Source organism: Micromonospora saelicesensis, assembly GCF_900091575.1.
Lineage (GTDB): Bacteria > Actinomycetota > Actinomycetes > Mycobacteriales > Micromonosporaceae > Micromonospora > Micromonospora saelicesensis.
In genome coordinates this window covers 1-17,047 of record NZ_FMCR01000009.1, presented here as the reverse complement: position 1 = coordinate 17,047, position 17,047 = coordinate 1, and the positions used below count along the sequence as shown (strand labels likewise).

Sequence of the window (17,047 nt, the reverse complement as noted above, 5' to 3'; positions counted from 1 at the left end):
CGGACATGAACCGCGCCGCCGACCGGCTGGAAATGGTCGCCGACCCGGTCCGCCGGACCGGGCGGACACTGCTGTCGGCAGGGGTCGAGCAGTCGTACGTGGATGTCGAGGATCCTCGGCACCTGCACTTCGAGTACGTCCGGCGGATCGCCTCGGCGGTGGAGGTGGCGGCGCCGGCCGGCGCCCCGCTGAACGTCCTGCACCTCGGTGGCGGCGCGTTGACGTTGCCCCGCTGGCTGGCCGCCACCCGGCCCGGCTCCCCGCAACGGGTCGTCGAGCGGGACGCGGATGTGGTCGAGCTGGTGGCCCGGGAGTTGCCGCCGCTGCCGCCGGAGGTGCGGGTGGATGTCGCCGACGCCCGGGACGCCCTGACCGGCACCCCGGACGGCCGGTACGACGTGGTGATCGCCGACATCTACCGGGCGGCCCGGATGCCCCGGCACGTACGCACCGTCGAGTTCGCCGCCGAGGTGGCCCGCGTCCTGCGCCCCGACGGGTTGTATCTGGTCAACGTCACCGACCTGCCGCCGCTGGTCGGTACCCGGGTGCAGGTGGCCACCTTGCGGGCGGTCTTCGCCGACGTGTGCGTGGTCGGCGACCGGCGGATGTTGCGCGGCCGCAGGTACGGCAACCTGGTGCTGGCCGCGACCTCCCGCCCCGGCGGGCTGCCGGTGGCCCGGCTGGCGGTGGCCGCCCTGCGCGACCCGGTGCCCGGCGGGCTGCTGCACGCCGCCGCGCTCGACACGTTCGTCGCCGGCGCCCACCCCGTCACCGACGCGGACGACAACTCCCGCCACTGATCGCCGTTGTGCCCGTAATGCCGGGTTTCCGACGGCGCGCGCGGGGAAGGCCCGCCGGATGAGCGACGTCGACGATCGGGCGACTGGCCGCCGGACTCTGATCGTGATTGGTCTGGTGCTGGCGACAGCGCTCGCGCTGGGCTTCGTGTACGCGACCCGGCGGGTGCTGGTCTGGGCGGTGGTCGCCGCGTTCTTCGCCGTCGCGCTCAAACCCCTCGTCGACCGGCTGCAACGCCGCTTCGTCCGGCGTCGGGCGCTGGCCACCCTGCTGGTGTTCCTCGCCGCGTTCGTACTGCTGGCGATCCTGGCCGCGCTCATCCTGGTTCCGCTGTTCGGCGAGCTGGGCCGCTTCGCCGACCGGGCACCCGAGCTGCTGCGGGAGGCCCGCGCCGGGCAGGGCCCGGTGGGGCAGGCGCTGGAGCGCACCGGGGCACGCCGCTACGTCAGCGAGCACTCCGAGCAGCTACGCGACCTCGGCGGCCGGCTGCGCCAGCCCGCGGTCGGTGTGCTGCGTGGCGTCGTCGAGTCGGTCGCCGGGCTGGTCACGGTCATCGTGCTCGCGTACCTCATGGTGTTGGAGGCTCCGCGGCTCACCGGCGGCCTGCTCGCGGCGGCCGGGGACGGTCAGGGCGAGCGGCTGCGCCGGGTTGGCCGGGAGGTGTCGCGCACCGTCACCGGCTATCTCACCGGGAACCTGCTGATCAGCGTGATCTGCGGGGCGTTGACCTTCGTGGTGCTGACCCTCACCGGGGTGCCCTTCGCGGCGGTGATCGCCCTGCTGGTGGCGGTGGCCGACCTGATACCGCTGGTCGGGGCGACCCTCGGCGCGGTGATCGCGGCCGGTGCCGGTTTCCTGCACTCCCCCACCGCCGGGGTGGTGGTGCTGGTCTTCTTCGTTGTCTACCAACAGCTGGAGAACCACCTGCTCCAGCCGCTGATCCTGTCCCGCGCGGTCCGGCTGAACCCGTTGACGGTGCTGGTCAGTGTGCTGCTCGCGGCGGAGCTGGCCGGTCTGCTCGGCGCGCTGCTGGCCATCCCCGCCGCCGGCATCGTCCAGACGCTGCTGCGCGAGTACGGCCCGCGCCGGCTGCGGCCCGGCCCGCCGGCCGGCCCGGCCGCGCGGTCCGCGCGACCGGCGGGCACCACCGACTGACCGTCGCGGATGTGGTCGGTGCCGCCACCGGCCTGCCCCGCGACGACCAGGCGGCCTGCTCAGCGGGACCGGGTCGCGACCTCGGGTGTGGTGCTCTCCAGCGGCACCGCGTTGGCCGGCACCAGCCCCAACTGGACCGCGGACCGGGTCAACGCGGCGTCCAACGCCCAGTCGGCGCTGACCCGCGTGCGGTTTCCCGGCATCGCCATCAGGTGGTACGCCCGGGTGACCGCCTTGGCCGGCAACCCGGCCAGGTTGACCTGCAACGGGTTCGCCGCCGCGTCCTTGCCACCCAGGTCGACGACCCAGCCCAGGTCGTGGTGCTTGTACGGCTTGCGGCGGCCGAAACCGTACGACGCGGCGATGTTGTACGCCGCGCGCTTGCCCTGCCGCTGCGCGTGCTGGGCGGTCATCCCGCACACCTTGCCCGGATTGACGAGGTCGGGCACCGCGGCGGCGTCACCGCACGCGTACACCTCCGGATAGCCGGGAACGTTGAGGAACTCGTCGGTGACCAGTCGACCCCGGTCGGTCCGCAGGCCCAGCTCGTTGACGAACGGGTCGGGGCGCACCCCCACACACCACACCAGGGTGCAGGTCGGGATGTACTCACCATCGGTGAGCTTCACCCCGTCGCAGGTCGCCTCGGCCACCGAGGTACCCATGCGCACGTCCACCCCGCGGCGGTTGAGCACCTTGTGCGAGGTGTCCGACATCCGCTTGTCCAACTCCGGCAGCACCCGGGACGCCACGTCGAGCAGCATCCAGCGGGGCCGGACGGTGAGCCGGGGCCGCTGGGCGTGCAACGCGTCGGTGAACAACTGCCCGTGTGCCGCGACCTCGGTGCCTGTGTAGCCCGCCCCGACCACCACGAACGTGGACCGGGCCTGCTGCTCGGCCGGGTCCTCGGCCTGCTCGGCCAGCTCGAGCTGCCGGACGATGTGATCATGCAGGTAGACGGCCTCGGGGAGGCCACGGAAGCCGTGCGCATACTCGGTCACCCCCGGGATTGGCAGCAGCTTGTTGACGCTGCCCACGGCGAGCACGAGCCGGTCGTACGCCAGCCGGTTCTTCTCCCCCTCGGCCTGGGTGAAGCCGACCCAGCGGTTCTGCAGGTCGACGTGGTCCGCCTCGCCGACCACCACCCGTACGCCCTTGAGCGTCCCGGTCAGCGGCACGGCGATCCGTTTGGGCTCGACCACCCCGGCCGCCACCTCGGGCAGCAGCGGCAGGTACAGGAAGTAGTCGGTGGAGTTCAGCACCACGATCTCGGCCCGGTCCCGGGCGATCCGGCTCAACGTCTTCGCCGCGTGGTAACCGGCGAACCCGGCCCCCACGATCACCACACGAGGTTTCGTCATTGCGGGCCGTTTCCCGTCGAAGCCCGCGACAAACGTCCTACGCGCCAGCCGTGCTCAACTCGGCTGGAGCCGGACGTGGCCGCTGCGGCCTACCGCCTCCAACTCCCACTCCTGGCCGAACGCCCGCACCCGCTCGGCGGCGATCCGGCCTAGTTTTTCCGGGACGTCCGGATCGATGACCAACCGGCCGTTGACCGGATTGACGCCGAGCATGGCGCGGATCAGGGCCAGCGGCGTGCCGGCCGCCCACGCCTGCGGGCTGCACGCGGTCGGGTAGGGCACGGCGAAGAGCAACCGCTCCCGGTCGAACCCGCTGAGCGCCTCCGGCAGCCGGTAACCGAACTGGTCGGCGGCCTCGATCATCGCCAGACTGATCCGGTTCGACTCGGTTCGGTAGCCATAGCGGGCCAGGCCGAGCGCGGCGATCGAGTTGTCGTGCGGCCAGACCGTGCCCAGGTGGTAGCCGAGGGCGTTGTAAAGCGCTTCCTCCCGGGACAGCGTGCGGATGCCCCAACCGGAGAACATGTCCGGCGACATGAGTTGCCGCACCACCGCCCCGGCCCGCTCCGGCGGGACGATCCCGCTCCACAGCAGGTGACCCATGTTCGAGGTCTTGGAGTCGACGCGGTTCTTGTCGCCGTCCAGGGCGACCGCGTAGTAGCCGCCCCGTTCCTCGATCCAGAAGTCCTGGTTGAACCGCTCGTGCAGGGTGTTGGCCTCGTCGCGTAGCCGGCGCGCCAACGTGGGGTTGTCCAACGGCCCGTCGAACAGTTCGGCCAGCCGCAGTTTGGCGTCGTAGGTGTAGCCCTGCAGGTCGCACGTGGCCAGCGGGAGCACCGGGATTCGGCCATCGGCAAAGACGACGCCGTCCGGAGAGTCCCGCCAGCACTGGTTGCCGAGCCCTTCGGGCGAGCGGGTGGCGTACTCGACGTAGCCGTCGCCGTCCCGGTCGCCGAATTCGTCGATCCACCGCAACGCTGCCAGGGCGTTGTCCCGCAGGTGCCGGACGGTCTCGTCGTCGCCGGTCCAGCGCCAGTACTCGGAGAGCAGGATCAGCCAGAGCTGGGTGGCGTCGGCGGTGCCGTAGTACGGCCCGAACGGCTTCTCACCACTGCGGGTCAGCTCGCCGCTGCGCACCTCGTGCAGGATCTTGCCGGGTTCCTCGTCGGTGAAGTCGTCGCACGTCTCACCCTGGAGCCGGGCCAGGGCGAGCAACGTGCCCTTCGCCAGCGCGGGCCCGGCGACAAGCGTCTGATACGCGGTGATCAGGGTGTCCCGGCCGAAGACGGTGAGGAACCACGGCAACCCGGCACCGGGCAGCAGAATGCGCTGTCCCTTGACCTCCAGGTCGAGCCGCAGTGCCGCCAGGTCGTTGCGGGACTGCCGCACGGTGCGCTCCAACGCCTCGCTGTCACTGTGCAGCACCGCCCGGTCTTCGAGCCACCGGCGCAGCGGGTCGTCGGCCCGGCCGTGGATGACGTCGGCGATGTCGCCCCGGACCGGCTCCACCACCCCCATCCCGGGCGGCAGTGGCACGTGCAGGTCGACCTGCCACTCCTCGCCCTGGCCCAGCTCCAGCTCCCAGACCAGGTCGTCGCCCTCGATACGGTCGGCGGGCTTCGCGCAGCACACCCGGGTCTGCGCGGAGAAGTCGCCGCGCTGATAGGAGAAGCACAGCTCGGACCCGTCGGCGGCGTGGTCGCGGCTGATCTCGGCAGAGCGGTCCCGGACCCTCGACTTGACCTCGAACAGGTCGGCGAAGTCGGCGGCGACGGCCAGCCGCAGCTCCACCCGGACCGGCTCCCGCCGGAAGGAGATCAGTTCCACGCGTTCGTGAAACCCGTCGCCGACGTAGCGCAGGCGCCGCAGGCCCAGCGTGTTCGGCGGCAACCCGGGCAACTCCGGGTTGGTGAGGACGTACTGCGCGGAGTAATGGTCGATGGTCTCGGCGCGCAGCAGCAACAGCTCACCGCCGTTGACGGTCAGGTTCCAGCCACTGATCAGGCGGGTGTCCAGGTGGACGAGCCCACCGATACTGCCCGTCGGCACATCCCCGCACGCGTTGGAGTACAGGAACGTGGGGCCGCTGAGCACCGCCAGGGAGTCGGGGCCCAGCTCGGGCGGGATGGCCCGCTGGTCGGCGCTGTCCGTATCCGCGACGGACAGGCCGGGGAGGGGATTGGCAGGGGTCGCGCGCACGGCAGCCATGACACCCACCGTAGGAAGCAGGGTACGGAGTGTCATCACCCGCTCCGGGTGAGAAGTCCGGCCTGACCGTCGGCCCGGGGCGGCGGGGCCGACGGTCAGGCCGGGGTCGGCGCGGTGATCGCCCAGCGCTCGTGGTCGCGCCAGGCGCCGTCGATGAACAGGTAGTCCGGGGAGAAGCCCTCCAACCGGAAACCGAGCTTGCGGGCCACCCGCCGGGACGGCTCGTTGCCCGGTTGGATGTTCGCCTCCAGCCGGTGCAACCCGACCGATGTGAACGCGTGGTCGATCACCAGGGCGACGCCCGCCGAGGCGTGCCCGGTCCCGCTGTACGGCAGGAACGCCGCGTACCCCAGGAAGCCACCACGCAGCGCACCGAGCACGATCCCGCTGATGTTCACGTAACCGGCGATCTCGCCGCTGGCCCGGTCGCAGATCAGGTAGCCGGCGCTGTCGCGACGACGGATCCGGCGCAGATAGAGCTCGTACTCCTCCGGGCTGGCCGGCGCGGCCAACCAGGGGTGGTGCAGGTCCCGACTGCGCCGCGCGGCGGCGACGAACTCGTCCGAGTCGGTGGGCCGGGGTCGCCGGATCGCGGCGGGACCACCGGTACGCAGGTATCTCACGGCGGATCACTCTGACCGACCGGTGCCGCCGTTGTCCAACCGGCCACCGCGTGGGTGGGCGTCGGCCGGGCTAGCGGGACGTCAACAGGCTGAACTCCTGACCATCGGGGTCGGCCAGTACCAGTCGGCCTGCCCCATCCTGGTCGGTGTCGACCCGGGTCGCCCCGAGCGAGAGCAGACGGTCGACCTCGGCCTGCCAATCGCCGTCGACAGGCGGGGCGAGGTCGAAACGCACCCGATCCCTGCCGCCATTCGGCATCAGCGGTGGGCCACCCCAGCTGATCTTCGTGCCGCCGCGCAGCGACTGGATCGCGGTCTCCTCGTCCTGGTCCCAGACCAGCGGCCAGCCCAGCGCCGCACTCCAGAAGTAGCCGACCGCCTGCGACCCGTCGCAGGCCAGCGCACCGACGAAGCCGCTGCCGGCGAGGAACTTGTTGCCCGGTGCGATGACGTCGAACTCGTTGCCCTCGGGGTCGGCGAGCACCACGTGATCGATCTCCGGGCCCTGCCCGATGTCGGTGTGCCGCGCACCAAGCTCCAGTGCCCTGGCCACCGTCTGCCGCTGGTCCTCCAGCGAACTGCTGGTCAGATCGAAGTGCATCCGATTCTGGACCACCTTCGGCTGCTGGTTCGGAGCGAAGCGGATGTGGTAACCGTTGTCGTTGGCGGGTAGCAGCAGGACGCCGTCGTGGGGATCGTCGACGATCTCCCGCCCCAGGAGCCCGGACCAGAACTGCGCGAGCCGCAGGGGCTCGCTCGCGTCGAAGCTGATCGCGAACAGGTGTGCAGTCATCGCTGCGCTCATCTCCCATCGGACCGGACGCCGTGACAGCCGTCGGAGCGGGAGCCTAGGCCCGTGCCAGGTCGACCGCACCCGAGTTTCGGGTCACGCGGTGAGGTACGCCGCGGCGGTGCGGGCGCGGGGCGAGGTCGGTTGGCGGGATACGGTTCATCCCCGGTAGGGCGGGGCCACACCCCAGCCCCAGCGCGGGACCGGTGCCTGCAGGATCGGGTCCGCGTCCGGTTGGGAATTGCCCACCGCCAACCGGGTGCCCCACTCGAGGTAGCTCGTGAAGGCGGCGCGAAACTCCGGATCGTCGGGTAGGCCGACCTCGTCGGCAGCATCCATCATCACATTGACCCACCGCCGACGCTGCGCCTCGCTGATCGCCCTGCCCAGGTGCTGGCCGAGCATGTGGCGGTAGCCGCCGTGCTCCATCGTGTAGGTGGCCGGTCCGCCGAAGACCTCGGCAAGCCAGACCGCTACATGCCGGGCGTGGTCGGGGTCCATGTGCGCGAACATCGGCGCGAGCAGGTCGTCGGAGCGGACCAGGCGGTAGAAGGCATCGCAGAGCCTCATGAACGCGTCGGTGCCGCCGGCCCACTCGTACAGGCTCGGCGGCGCAGCGCCACCACTGCCGGCAACCGACGTTCGGGCGTAGTGCCGCATCTCCTGGATGTCCTCGACGTACGGCTTGATCGCGGCGAAGAACTGCCCGAACACCGGCCCACCCCGAAACCCGTTCAGGTGCTCGTCCACCGATGTCCAGGTGATGCGCAGCAGGTAGCAGGCGGGGTCGTCCAGGCAGCGGCTCAACTCGTAGTCCACACACTGCGGCGCGGCGCGTAACGCGACAGCGGCCCGCTCGTACGCCGCCTCGAAACCATCCAGCCGTTCCTGCGGGACGCGGTACCTGATGTACTCGATCACCATGGCTACAGCTCAACACCCGCAGTGGCGATGATCAAGTACGCACCATTTGGTACGTGCCGAGGGAGGCCAGGATGCCCAAGCGATACCACTGCCCGGTGGAGCTCGCCGTCGACGTTGTCGGCGGAAAATGGCGACCGGTGATCCTGGCCCATCTCAAGGAGGGCGTACACCGCTATGGCGAACTGCGCCGCCGGATGCCGGGGATCAGCGAGAAGATGCTGACCCAGCGTCTGCGCGAGTTGGAGGTCGACGGGCTCGTCCTGCGGCACGACCACGAGACCACACCACCTCATGTCGAGTACCGGCTCACCGAGGAAGGACTCAGCCTGGCCCCGGTGTTGCAGGCCCTGTACGACTGGGGCGCCGCGCGGGCCGCACGTACCGGTACCCCTTGTGATCCACTGGCCCGGTGAGCCGAACCCCCTCGATCCCCCCGGCCGACGTCCAGGAGCGACTGTCGCGGGAGCTGAACGTCTGGCTGTGCACGGTGCGGCGCGACGGGTCGCCGCACCTGACGCCGGTCTGGTTCGTCCACCTCTCCGCGACGTTCTGGGTCGGTTGTGAGAGCCGTAGCGTGAAGGCCCGCAACGTCGTGGCCGACCCACGGGTGTCCCTGGCTCTGGAGAACGGCAACGCGCCGGTGGTGGCGGAGGGCGCCGCCCACGTGCACCGAAGTGGATTCCCGAGCCCGGTCGTGGAGGCGTTCGCGCGCAAGTACGACGGCTGGGACGTCGGCCGGCAGGTCGGCCCGGACGGCGAGCGGGTGCTGCTGGAGATCCCTGTCCGGCGGTGGCTGCTCGCGGGCACCGCCCAGTGAGCCGTCGATGCGAGAATCGGCCGGTGGAGGGCGAGCTGACGACGGCCCTGGCGGGCGTACGGGACGCGTTCGCCCGGTATCCGCGCCGTTCGGTGCTCGATGGTCACCTGGCCGAGATGGCCGCCAGGCTCAACTTCGCCAAGCCGAAGCGCCGTGACGAGGAGGCCGAATGGATACCGAGCCGCAGGACCCCGTCGTCGTCGCGCTGTCCAAACTGGTGCCAGCTGGTGTCGACCGTGGCCGGCTGACCCGGGAGTCCGGCCGACAGTTGCGGTGGGTGGCAGCCGGCAGCGCCACGCCACCGGTCGTCCTGGTCTCCGGGGCCGGCGAAGTGGGGCTGGACTGGGCCGTCGTCCTCCCCTCGCTGGCCGAGGGGTCCCGCGTCATCGCCTACGACCGAGCCGGTCTGGGTGCCAGCGACGCCATCTCGCGGCTGACACTGGACTCCCAGGTGCGCGACCTCGTGGCACTCCTGGACGACGTCGGCCCCGCCGTGCTGGTCGGTCACAGCTGGGGCGGACTGCTCGCCCAACTAGCCGCTTTCGCCCGTCCCGACCAGACGCTTGGCCTGGTCCTGCTCGATCCGTTCCACGAGGACAGCACGGCAGAGGTGCCACTGGCTCTCCGCGTCTCATCAAATCTCCTGCTCAACGCCATTCCGGTGCTCAAGACCCTCGGGCTCTTCGATCGGATCGCGGCGAACATGGGCCGCACGCTCGCTGAGCGCTGCACAGACGACCTGGAGATCCAGGCCTCGATCACCGAGGCGTACCGGGCCAGCTATCGCACGTTCGGTCAGGTCACGACCATTCGGGCGGAGAACCGCCTCGCCAACACCTGCACCCGGGAGGTGCGCGCCGCGCGCGCGACGTCGACCGCCCCCGACGTACCGATGAGAATCCTGACCGCGACCCGCGGCAAGCCCGCGGCCCTGCGACAGCGCTCCGGTGACCTCGCCGACCAGACCGCCGCGGTCTTCGCACGCGGCGTCCACGTCGTGGTGCCCGACAGCGGCCACTACATCCACAAGGACCAACCCGCCGCCGTGGTCGAAGCAGTGGGCGCTGTCCTCGCCCAGGTCGATCGGGATACGCAGTAGCGGACCGGGTCAGTGCCGCTGGACCGCGGACCGGGCGAACCACGGTGCGAGCCACGGGGTGAGCGCGACGAGACCGACGGCGAGGGCGGTGATGACGGCCTGCCCGACCCGGCCCGGGGTGACGCCGGCCGCCGGGTCCAGCACGTAGTTGGCGTACCCGTTCGCGGCCGCGTCCGTCACCAGGACGGCGCAGCCCAGCACCAGCCCCTGCACCCGACGAGCGGCCAACAGCAACGCCGCCAACGGATCCCACAGCGTCAGGGACGTGAAGTAGAACGTCAGCCACCCGGGCAGGGCGAGCTGCGGCCCGAACTGGGGCAGGAGCAACTGCACCACGTGCACCGCGGTGCCGTAGGCGAAGACCAGCACGGCGAGAGCCACCACGCACCGGACCGCGAGCGGCACACCACGCCATCGACCGGTGCCCACCCGGCCATCCTGCCTCAGCCGGGCAAGCGTTCCGTCAGAGCGGGCCGGGGAACGTCTGCTCCATCGGCATCGGCACCTGGAGGTAGGTGGTGCCCCGCATGTCCAGCCAGGCCCGGTCCGGCCCGCGCACCAGGCGCACCATCACCTCCTCGCAGGAGGGGCAGCGGGCGACGAGGCCCGGGGCGTGCGAGTAGACGTGCAGGCTGGCCATCGACCCGGTCGTCCCGCAGTTCTCACAGCGGCCCATCGCGCTGCTCAGGTCGACGGTGAACAGCTCACGCATCGGGCCGTCGAGCATGTTGCCGTCCAGGTACGACATCTCGGTCATCGAATCTCCTCGACACTGCGTGAGTGAGCGGGTGGTCAGCCGGTGGGGCCGAAGCGTTCGGTCTTGACCCGGCGCGACGGGTGACCCAGCCCCACCAGCAGGTCGGCCACGGTCTCCACGAACGCGGTCGGACCACAGACGTAGGTGAGTGGTTCCAGGTCCGGTGGCCACCCGTGCGTGTTGACGTCGGCGAGCCCGATCCGGTGCGGCTCACCGCGCCAGCCCTCGGGCGCCTCACGGGTGTAGACGTACGCGACGTCCAGCCCGAAGTCGTCGCGGACCCGGCGGCGCAGCTCGTCGGCGTAGATCACGTCACCGGGGGTGCGCACCGAGTAGATCAGCCGGAACGGCGCCTTGCTGCCCACCGCCCGCCGCGCCCGGATCATCGCCATCAGCGGCACGACGCCGGACCCGCCGGCGACCAGCTGCACCGGCGCGGTCTCCTCGGGCCGCCAGATGAACCAGCCACCGAGCGGTCCGCGTACCTCGATCGGGTCGCCGGCCCCAAAGACATCAATGAGGTACGGCGACACCTCGCCGTCGTGCACGCGCTGCACTGTCACCTCGATGCGCGGCCCTCCCGGCCCGTCCACGGCCGGCCCGGCGATCGAGTACGACCGGGCCGCCTGGTAACCGTCCGGGGCGGTGAGCCGCAGGTCGACGTGCTGCCCGGGCAGGTGCCCCGGCCAGTCCGGCACCTCCAGCACCAGGGTCTGCGCGGTCGGTGTCTCCACCCGGCGCTCCACCAGCCGGCCGACCTGCCAACGGTTGGGCGTACGGCGCTGGGTGCTCGTCGCCACGGCGCGCTCAGTCACCCTGGTACCGCTGTTCGCGCCACGGGTCGCCGTAGTCGTGGTACCCGGCGGTCTCCCAGAACCCTGGCTCGTCCATCGTCTTGAGCCGGAGGCCGCGTACCCACTTGGCGGACTTCCAGAAGTACAGGTGCGGCACCAGCAGTCGCGCCGGCCCGCCGTGCTCAGCGGGCAGCGGTGCGCCGTCGAAGGTGTGCACCACCCAGGCCTGGCCACCGCGCAGGTCGTCGAGCGGCAGGTTGGTGGTGTACCCGCCGTAGGAGTGCGCCAGCGCGAAGTGCGCCCCCGTGTCGACGTCGGCGAGCAGCGTGTCCAGTGAGACGCCCTGCCAGTTGGTGCCGAGCTTCGACCAGCGGGTGACGCAGTGGATGTCCACCATCGGCGTCTCCTGCGGCAGCGCCATCAGCTCCTGCCACGACCACCGGTGTTCGCTGCCGTTCTCGGCGGAGATGACGAACTCCCAGGTGTCCAGTGACACCCGGGGCGTCGGGCCGGCCGAGAGCACCGGAAAGTCCTCGGTCAGATACTGACCGGGTGGCAGGGCCGGCTCCTGCGTTCGGGGCCGACCCTGAAAGCCCGGTGACACGATTCCCATTGCACAGTCGTACCACCCGCGCCGGTGGGGGCGGGAGCTTTCCCGCGTACCCCGTCGTCAGACGGCGCGGCGCGATCAGTGCCGCTCCGCGACGACCTTGCGGTCCTCGGGCAGGTCGCCGCCCCGGGTGGCGCGCAGGCTGGTCACCGTGACCACCACCAGCACACCGATGATCACGCCGAGCGAGGCCAGGGTGGGGATCTGCGGCACGCTGTCCCAGATGCCGTGCGCCCAGTGCAGACCCAGCTTGAGGCCGATGAACGCCAGGATGATGGCCAGGCCGTAGCTGAGGTGCACCAGCCGGCTCAACGCCGCGTGCAGGACGAAGTAGAGCGCCCGCAGGCCGAGCAGGGCGAACGCGTTGGTGGCGAAGACCAGGTACGGGTCCTCGGTGATGCCGTAGACCGCCGGCACCGAGTCGACAGCGAAGACGATGTCGGTGGCCAGCACCGCGACCACCACCAGGGCGAACGGCGTGAGTGCCCGCTTCGCGCCCTGCCGGACGGTCATCTTGGTGCCGTGGTAGTCGTCGACCACCGGCATGACCTTGCGCAGCAGCTTCACCGACCGCATCTTGTTGATGTCGACTTCCTGCTGATGCCCGGACATGGCATCACGCAGCAGCTTCACCGCCGTGGCGATGAGGATGATCGCGAAGAGCAGGAAGGCGAAGTCGAGGGTCTGCAACGCCGCCGCGCCGAGGGCGATGAAGACGGCCCGCAGCACCAGCGCACCGGCGATGCCGTAGAGCAGCACCCGCTGGGCGAGCACCGCCGGCACCGCGAACGCCGCCAACAGCAACATGAAGACGAAGAGGTTGTCGACCGAGAGCGACTTTTCCACCAGGTAACCGGTCAGGTATTCGACGCCCTGCTGGGAGCCGAATCGCCACCAGAGCCAGCCGCCGAACGCCAGCGGCAGCGCTATGTAGAACGCCGACCAGCCGATGGCCTCCCGCATGGACACCTCGTGCGGGCGACGGGTGACCAGGAAGTCCAGCACCAACAGCAGGAGGACCCCGATGATGGTGACCGCCCACAGCGTGGGCGTGCCCACCGACGACAGGTCACTGGCGGCGGACAGATACGACACTTGGCTCATGTGGGGTCTCCTCGAACACCGTCATGTTCGAGGTCTCCTTCACCCACCACCTGGTGGGCAACCACCCGAGGCGCGCCGGGCGCGCCGTACTGACCGGAATGGTTCGTGGGAAGTACTCCCCTCGCACGACAAGGTTAGGCCAGGCGGAATCGCCACGCCAAGCGGGACATCGATGGTTGCCCTGGTAAACCGCTGTGTGTGCGTGGTACGAGCGCTGTCAGCCGCGGCGCAACGTCGCCCCCGGGGCCATCGCCTGCTCGACCAGGCCCCGATAGTCACGTGGCAGTTGGGTCACCACGTCATCGAACTCACCGCCGGTGATCGCCTCGCGCAGGGTGGTGAAGACCGCCCGACTGGCGTCCTCGGCGGCGGGCTCCTGCACACCGGCGCGCAACGCGACCCGGGCGACGAACTCCGCCGCGCCGAACCGGTCCGCCTGCTCGGTGCTCGGGCTCGGTTTGAGCACGAGTTGCAGCGGTTGGGGCAACTGGGCGGCCAGGTCCAGGACCTCACCGCCGGTCAACCGCTCGGCGAACGTCTCCAACACGGCCCGGGTCAGCTCGACCGCCCGCTCGGACGACGTGGCGGTGCGCTGGGAAACCTGGTCGATGAAGGTGTCGTAGTTCATCGCGTACTCCCTTGGCTCGCGTCGGCGTCTGCGGGTACCCGCGGCGGCCGAGGAGAAACGGCGCCGGTTTCCTGCGCCGGGCGGGCGTGACCGGCCGGCGGGCGGGTAACCGCCGCCGGTCGTCACCACATCGATGCCCGAGGGAGCCCACGCCATGGCGAGCTACGCCGACGTCCTGCAGTACCTGTCGAGCCTGGACTACCCGGCCGAGAAGGACGACGTGGTCCGCGAGGCCGAACGGGAGGGTGCCCCGCCGGACGTGTTGAAGGCGCTGCGCGCCCTGCCGCCGGTCGACTACGCCAACGGGACCGAGGTGGCCCGGTCGGCCGGGATCGAGGCGGCGCCCGAGGTCGGCCCCGCCCAGCGGGCGGAGCAGGCCCGGGACAAGAAGCACAACCGGGTCTCGCAGCACCTGCGCGGCATCTGACCCGGCGGTGGCGCCCACCACCCCGACCCGGGAGCGTCCGGAATGACCCAGACCGGCCCCGACCGGCCAGCGGACGTGCGTTTCCCGGCTGCTGCGAAGCAGCTCGCCGTTGTGGCGGTGGTCGGCGTCCTCGCCGGCTGCGTCTTCGCGCTGCTGCTGCCCCTGCCGCTCGCGGCACTGGCCGGCTGGGACGTGGGCGCACTGAGCTGGCTCGTGCTGGTCTGGCACAAGATCTGGCCGATGGACGCCGAGCGGACCGCCCAGCTGGCCGTCCACGAGGACCCGAACCGGGCGATCCGGGACGCCCTGCTGCTTGTCGCCTGCCTGGCCAGCCTGCTGGCCGTCGGGTTGGTAGTGGCCAGCGCGCAGAGCGCGCCTCCCGGGGTGGCCCGGGAGGCGCACAGCGGCGTGGGCGTGCTCAGCGTGGTGCTCTCCTGGTTCGTGGTGCACACCGTGTTCGCCGCCCGGTACGCCCGGATCTACTACACCGGCCCGGACGGCGGGGTGAACTTCAACCAGCCCGAACCCCCGCGCTACTCCGACTTCGCGTACGTCGCGTTCACCATCGGGACGACGTTCCAGATCTCCGACACCAACCTGACCAGCAACGAGATGCGTCGTACGGTGCTGCGCCACTCGATGGTGTCGTACCTGTTCGGCGCGTTCATCATCGCCGTGACGGTGAACCTGCTGGCGGGTCTGGCGCGGTGAGAGGGACTCAGCCGGCCGCGCGGACCCCCCGGAGCGTGACACGGGGGCGGGGCCGATCGAAGGGCCGGGACAGGCGGGCGCCCCTGGTCACGAACCGCGACCTAGGGCGCCACGCAAGCCTGCCCAGGCGGTGAACCGCATCCGAACCGGTCGCGGTCACCAGGCGGTGGAGGTCCGCTCGAACCGAGCGGCCAGCACTGCCGGGTCCAACCATACGGCAGACCATCCTCCGTTTGGTCAGAATTTGAGGAAGTGTGGGCCAGGGCACGTCACGACCGACCGGTCACCTCCGCGTACCGGTGCTCCAGGTCGACCCGGGCCAACGCCCCCACCAGCCAGGCCAACTGCTCGGACTCGCCAGTGGCCAGGCCGGCCAGGTCGTCCGCCGACCTGCCCAGCCCGAGCCGACGCGCGGCAGCCAGCGCCCGCCGGTCGGCGACCGGGGCCACCTCCCGCCACAACGCCTGGGCCTCGCGGAGAAACAGGTCGACGACCTGATCGTCCACGCCCGGAAGCTCGGCCAGCAGCGCCCGCTCCCGGACCGGGTCATGGTGCGCCACCGCCCGCAACCGGCGCAGATCGCCCCGGTACCGCTCGACCACCGTCCGGGCCAGGTCACCCAGGACAGCGGCCAGCGCGTCCACGTCACCGCGCTGGCCGCTGGCGCGCAGCACCCGGACCCGGTCCTCGTGCAGTGAACGCGCCAGCCGGGCCGCGCTGTCCCACTCCTCGTCGCGCACCGCCCGCGCCCCGTCCAACGCCCGCCGGAAGTCACCGCGACGGGCCAGCAGCACCGACAGGTACAGCACCTGGAACAGGCTCGCCGGGTTGTTGGTCACCCGGAACCCGTACTGCTCGGCGAAGCCCCGCCCGCTACCGGCGAGCCGGCGCGCCAGACGTTTACGGTCCTCCACCGGAGTGATCAAACTGGTCGCCATGCCGGCGACTACCCGCGCCACCGGGGGTCACACCGGCCGCACCTGCCCGTCAGCCGTGCAGGCCGCCGGTGCGGTCGCGGGCCTTGAGGCGGGTCGTGGGCAGGGCGGGCGCCGGCAGCGGCGGCGCCGAATCGTCGGCGACCACACCGAAGCGCCCGTCGCCGGCCATCCAGTCCTCCCGGGCGGCGGCAATTTCCTCGTGGGACCGGCCCACGAAGTTCCACCACATCACCAACGGCTCCTCGAACGGCGCACCGCCCAGCAGCAGCAACCGGGCCCCGGCCCCGCCACGCACTGTCAGCTCCCGGCGGCCCGAGCCCAGATACAGCAGCGCCCCCGGCTCGAACCCGACCCCGGCCGCCTCGGCGGACCCGGACATCGCCAGCACGGCGTACTCGAAATCCGGCCGCAACGCCATCGTCGCCGGCGCCTCGCCGCCCAACTCCAGCTGCACCCCCACCAGCGGGGTGTGCACCACCGCCGGTGACCGCTCCCCGGCGAACTCGCCGACCAGCACTGTGACGTCCAGATCGCCGTCGCGCCAGCGCGGCAGGTCGGCGTGGTGCGCGAAGTCGGCCGCTCCGGCCCGCGCCGGGTCCGGCAGAGCCACCCAGAGCTGCACACCGTGCATCACCGGCGGATGAGTGGCCGGCGAGCGCTCCGAGTGGGCGATACCGTTCCCGGAGGTCATCACGTTCAGTTGGCCGGGCACGATCGGCTGCACGTTGCCGAGGCTGTCCCGGTGCAGGATCTCGCCGTCGAGCAGCCAGGTCACCGTCTGCAGCCCGGTGTGCGGGTGCGGCGGCACCTCCATACCGGGGCGCTGCGCCACATCGTCCGGGCCGAAATGATCAACGAAACACCACGCGCCAACCATCCGGCGGGCGCGCTGCGGAAGCAGCCGCCGCACCGTGGTGTACCGACCCAACGGCACGTCGTGGCCGGGCAACAACACACTGCCGGGATCGACGTCGGCCACGCCAGGCGGTCGGGTCTGCGCCAGCATTGATTCAGTACGCTCCACCGCCCGACTGTACGCGCAGGCCCAGTCGCGACCGCGGTGCTTCCAGCCAGGGCGGCTGGGGTTCACCAGCTCGTGGCTGTGGGGCTGGCACCCGGCGTGGGTGGCGCCCCGCGTGGGCTGGCCCGGCGTGGGTGGCGCCCCCGTCGGATGGCCCCGCGTGGGCTGGTCCGGCGTGGGCTGGTCCGGCGTGGGCTGGGCTGGCGTGGGCTGGGCTGGCGTGGGCTGGGCTGGCGTGGGCTGGGCTGGCGTGGGCTGGGCTGGCGTGGGCTGGGCTGGCGT

At 71.2% G+C, this 17,047-nt stretch carries 22 protein-coding genes; 9 read left to right on the top strand and 13 right to left on the bottom strand.

Going from position 1 to position 17,047, the window contains the following annotated elements; genetic code table 11:
* Window positions 1–5 precede the first annotated feature (5 nt).
* Both GA0070561_RS29970 and GA0070561_RS29965 read left to right on the top strand, forming a co-directional pair.
* On the top strand, window positions 6–800 hold the full coding sequence (locus tag GA0070561_RS29970; RefSeq protein WP_091408147.1) for a spermidine synthase: 795 nt from the start codon (window positions 6–8) through the stop codon (window positions 798–800).
* A 58-nt stretch (window positions 801–858) separates the two neighbouring features.
* A complete protein-coding gene (locus GA0070561_RS29965; protein WP_091408144.1) occupies window positions 859–1,953 on the top strand; it encodes an AI-2E family transporter in 1,095 nt (364 codons plus the stop codon).
* 59 nt (window positions 1,954–2,012) lie between these two features.
* Here GA0070561_RS29965 and GA0070561_RS29960 read toward each other — a convergent pair whose 3' ends face one another.
* The 5 genes from GA0070561_RS29960 to GA0070561_RS29940 all read right to left on the bottom strand — a co-directional run bounded on the left by GA0070561_RS29960 (window position 2,013) and on the right by GA0070561_RS29940 (window position 7,859).
* A complete protein-coding gene (locus GA0070561_RS29960; protein ID WP_091408141.1) occupies window positions 2,013–3,314 on the bottom strand; it encodes an NAD(P)/FAD-dependent oxidoreductase in 1,302 nt (433 codons plus the stop codon).
* A gap of 54 nt (window positions 3,315–3,368) precedes the next feature.
* Window positions 3,369–5,522 (bottom strand): amylo-alpha-1,6-glucosidase, encoded by a 2,154-nt coding sequence (locus GA0070561_RS29955; RefSeq protein ID WP_091408138.1) that lies wholly within the window; start codon window positions 5,520–5,522, stop codon window positions 3,369–3,371.
* Between the two features lie 95 nt (window positions 5,523–5,617).
* A complete protein-coding gene (locus GA0070561_RS29950) occupies window positions 5,618–6,145 on the bottom strand; it encodes a GNAT family N-acetyltransferase (protein ID WP_091408135.1) in 528 nt (175 codons plus the stop codon).
* A gap of 70 nt (window positions 6,146–6,215) precedes the next feature.
* On the bottom strand, window positions 6,216–6,938 hold the full coding sequence (locus GA0070561_RS29945; protein WP_091408132.1) for a VOC family protein: 723 nt from the start codon (window positions 6,936–6,938) through the stop codon (window positions 6,216–6,218).
* Window positions 6,939–7,094: 156 nt separating this feature from the next.
* The gene (locus GA0070561_RS29940) at window positions 7,095–7,859 is read right to left on the bottom strand and encodes a group II truncated hemoglobin (protein WP_091408130.1); all 765 of its coding nucleotides are present in this window, start codon (window positions 7,857–7,859) and stop codon (window positions 7,095–7,097) included.
* A gap of 71 nt (window positions 7,860–7,930) precedes the next feature.
* On the opposite strand from GA0070561_RS29940, the gene GA0070561_RS29935 reads away from it, so the two are divergent.
* Genes GA0070561_RS29935 through GA0070561_RS29925 form a run of 4 tightly spaced genes read left to right on the top strand, consistent with a single transcriptional unit; the run spans window position 7,931 to window position 9,775 of the window.
* A complete protein-coding gene (locus tag GA0070561_RS29935) occupies window positions 7,931–8,272 on the top strand; it encodes a winged helix-turn-helix transcriptional regulator (RefSeq protein WP_091408127.1) in 342 nt (113 codons plus the stop codon).
* A complete protein-coding gene (locus GA0070561_RS29930; RefSeq protein WP_091408125.1) occupies window positions 8,269–8,676 on the top strand; it encodes a pyridoxamine 5'-phosphate oxidase family protein in 408 nt (135 codons plus the stop codon). Before GA0070561_RS29935 ends, GA0070561_RS29930 begins: the two co-directional genes overlap by 4 nt.
* Window positions 8,677–8,699: 23 nt before the next feature.
* Entirely contained in the window at window positions 8,700–8,924 is a 225-nt protein-coding gene (locus GA0070561_RS33845; RefSeq protein WP_167362533.1) for a hypothetical protein, read from the top strand.
* Entirely contained in the window at window positions 8,846–9,775 is a 930-nt protein-coding gene (locus tag GA0070561_RS29925) for an alpha/beta hydrolase (RefSeq protein WP_091408122.1), read from the top strand. Before GA0070561_RS33845 ends, GA0070561_RS29925 begins: the two co-directional genes overlap by 79 nt.
* Window positions 9,776–9,784: 9 nt before the next feature.
* On the opposite strand, the gene GA0070561_RS29920 is transcribed toward GA0070561_RS29925, so the two are convergent.
* The 6 genes from GA0070561_RS29920 to GA0070561_RS29895 all read right to left on the bottom strand — a co-directional run bounded on the left by GA0070561_RS29920 (window position 9,785) and on the right by GA0070561_RS29895 (window position 13,668).
* Window positions 9,785–10,204, bottom strand: coding sequence for a hypothetical protein (locus tag GA0070561_RS29920; RefSeq protein WP_091408119.1), 420 nt, complete (start codon window positions 10,202–10,204; stop codon window positions 9,785–9,787).
* 34 nt (window positions 10,205–10,238) lie between these two features.
* Entirely contained in the window at window positions 10,239–10,532 is a 294-nt protein-coding gene (locus GA0070561_RS29915) for a DUF6510 family protein (RefSeq protein ID WP_091408116.1), read from the bottom strand.
* A 35-nt stretch (window positions 10,533–10,567) separates the two neighbouring features.
* Entirely contained in the window at window positions 10,568–11,332 is a 765-nt protein-coding gene (locus tag GA0070561_RS29910) for a ferredoxin reductase (RefSeq protein ID WP_091408113.1), read from the bottom strand.
* Window positions 11,333–11,339: 7 nt separating this feature from the next.
* Window positions 11,340–11,939, bottom strand: coding sequence for a sulfite oxidase-like oxidoreductase (locus GA0070561_RS29905; RefSeq protein WP_091408112.1), 600 nt, complete (start codon window positions 11,937–11,939; stop codon window positions 11,340–11,342).
* Window positions 11,940–12,014: 75 nt separating this feature from the next.
* On the bottom strand, window positions 12,015–13,040 hold the full coding sequence (locus GA0070561_RS29900) for a TerC/Alx family metal homeostasis membrane protein (RefSeq protein WP_091408110.1): 1,026 nt from the start codon (window positions 13,038–13,040) through the stop codon (window positions 12,015–12,017).
* A gap of 217 nt (window positions 13,041–13,257) precedes the next feature.
* Complete coding sequence (locus tag GA0070561_RS29895; protein WP_091408107.1) at window positions 13,258–13,668, bottom strand: DUF2267 domain-containing protein; 411 nt, start codon at window positions 13,666–13,668, stop codon at window positions 13,258–13,260.
* Window positions 13,669–13,822: 154 nt separating this feature from the next.
* Here GA0070561_RS29895 and GA0070561_RS29890 point away from each other — a divergent pair, with 154 nt between their 5' ends.
* Window positions 13,823–14,095, top strand: a complete 273-nt coding sequence (locus tag GA0070561_RS29890; RefSeq protein WP_030332551.1) for a DUF2795 domain-containing protein — start codon at window positions 13,823–13,825, stop codon at window positions 14,093–14,095.
* 42 nt (window positions 14,096–14,137) lie between these two features.
* Window positions 14,138–14,806, top strand: a complete 669-nt coding sequence (locus GA0070561_RS29885) for a DUF1345 domain-containing protein (protein ID WP_091408104.1) — start codon at window positions 14,138–14,140, stop codon at window positions 14,804–14,806.
* Window positions 14,807–15,075: 269 nt separating this feature from the next.
* On the opposite strand, the gene GA0070561_RS29880 is transcribed toward GA0070561_RS29885, so the two are convergent.
* Both GA0070561_RS29880 and GA0070561_RS29875 read right to left on the bottom strand, forming a co-directional pair.
* Window positions 15,076–15,744, bottom strand: a complete 669-nt coding sequence (locus GA0070561_RS29880) for a hypothetical protein (RefSeq protein WP_091408811.1) — start codon at window positions 15,742–15,744, stop codon at window positions 15,076–15,078.
* Window positions 15,745–15,793: 49 nt separating this feature from the next.
* Complete coding sequence (locus GA0070561_RS29875) at window positions 15,794–16,768, bottom strand: pirin family protein (RefSeq protein WP_091408808.1); 975 nt, start codon at window positions 16,766–16,768, stop codon at window positions 15,794–15,796.
* Window positions 16,769–16,840: 72 nt separating this feature from the next.
* On the opposite strand from GA0070561_RS29875, the gene GA0070561_RS33840 reads away from it, so the two are divergent.
* Window positions 16,841–17,047: hypothetical protein (locus GA0070561_RS33840; RefSeq protein ID WP_167362532.1), on the top strand; the 207-nt coding region annotated here is incomplete at its 3' end.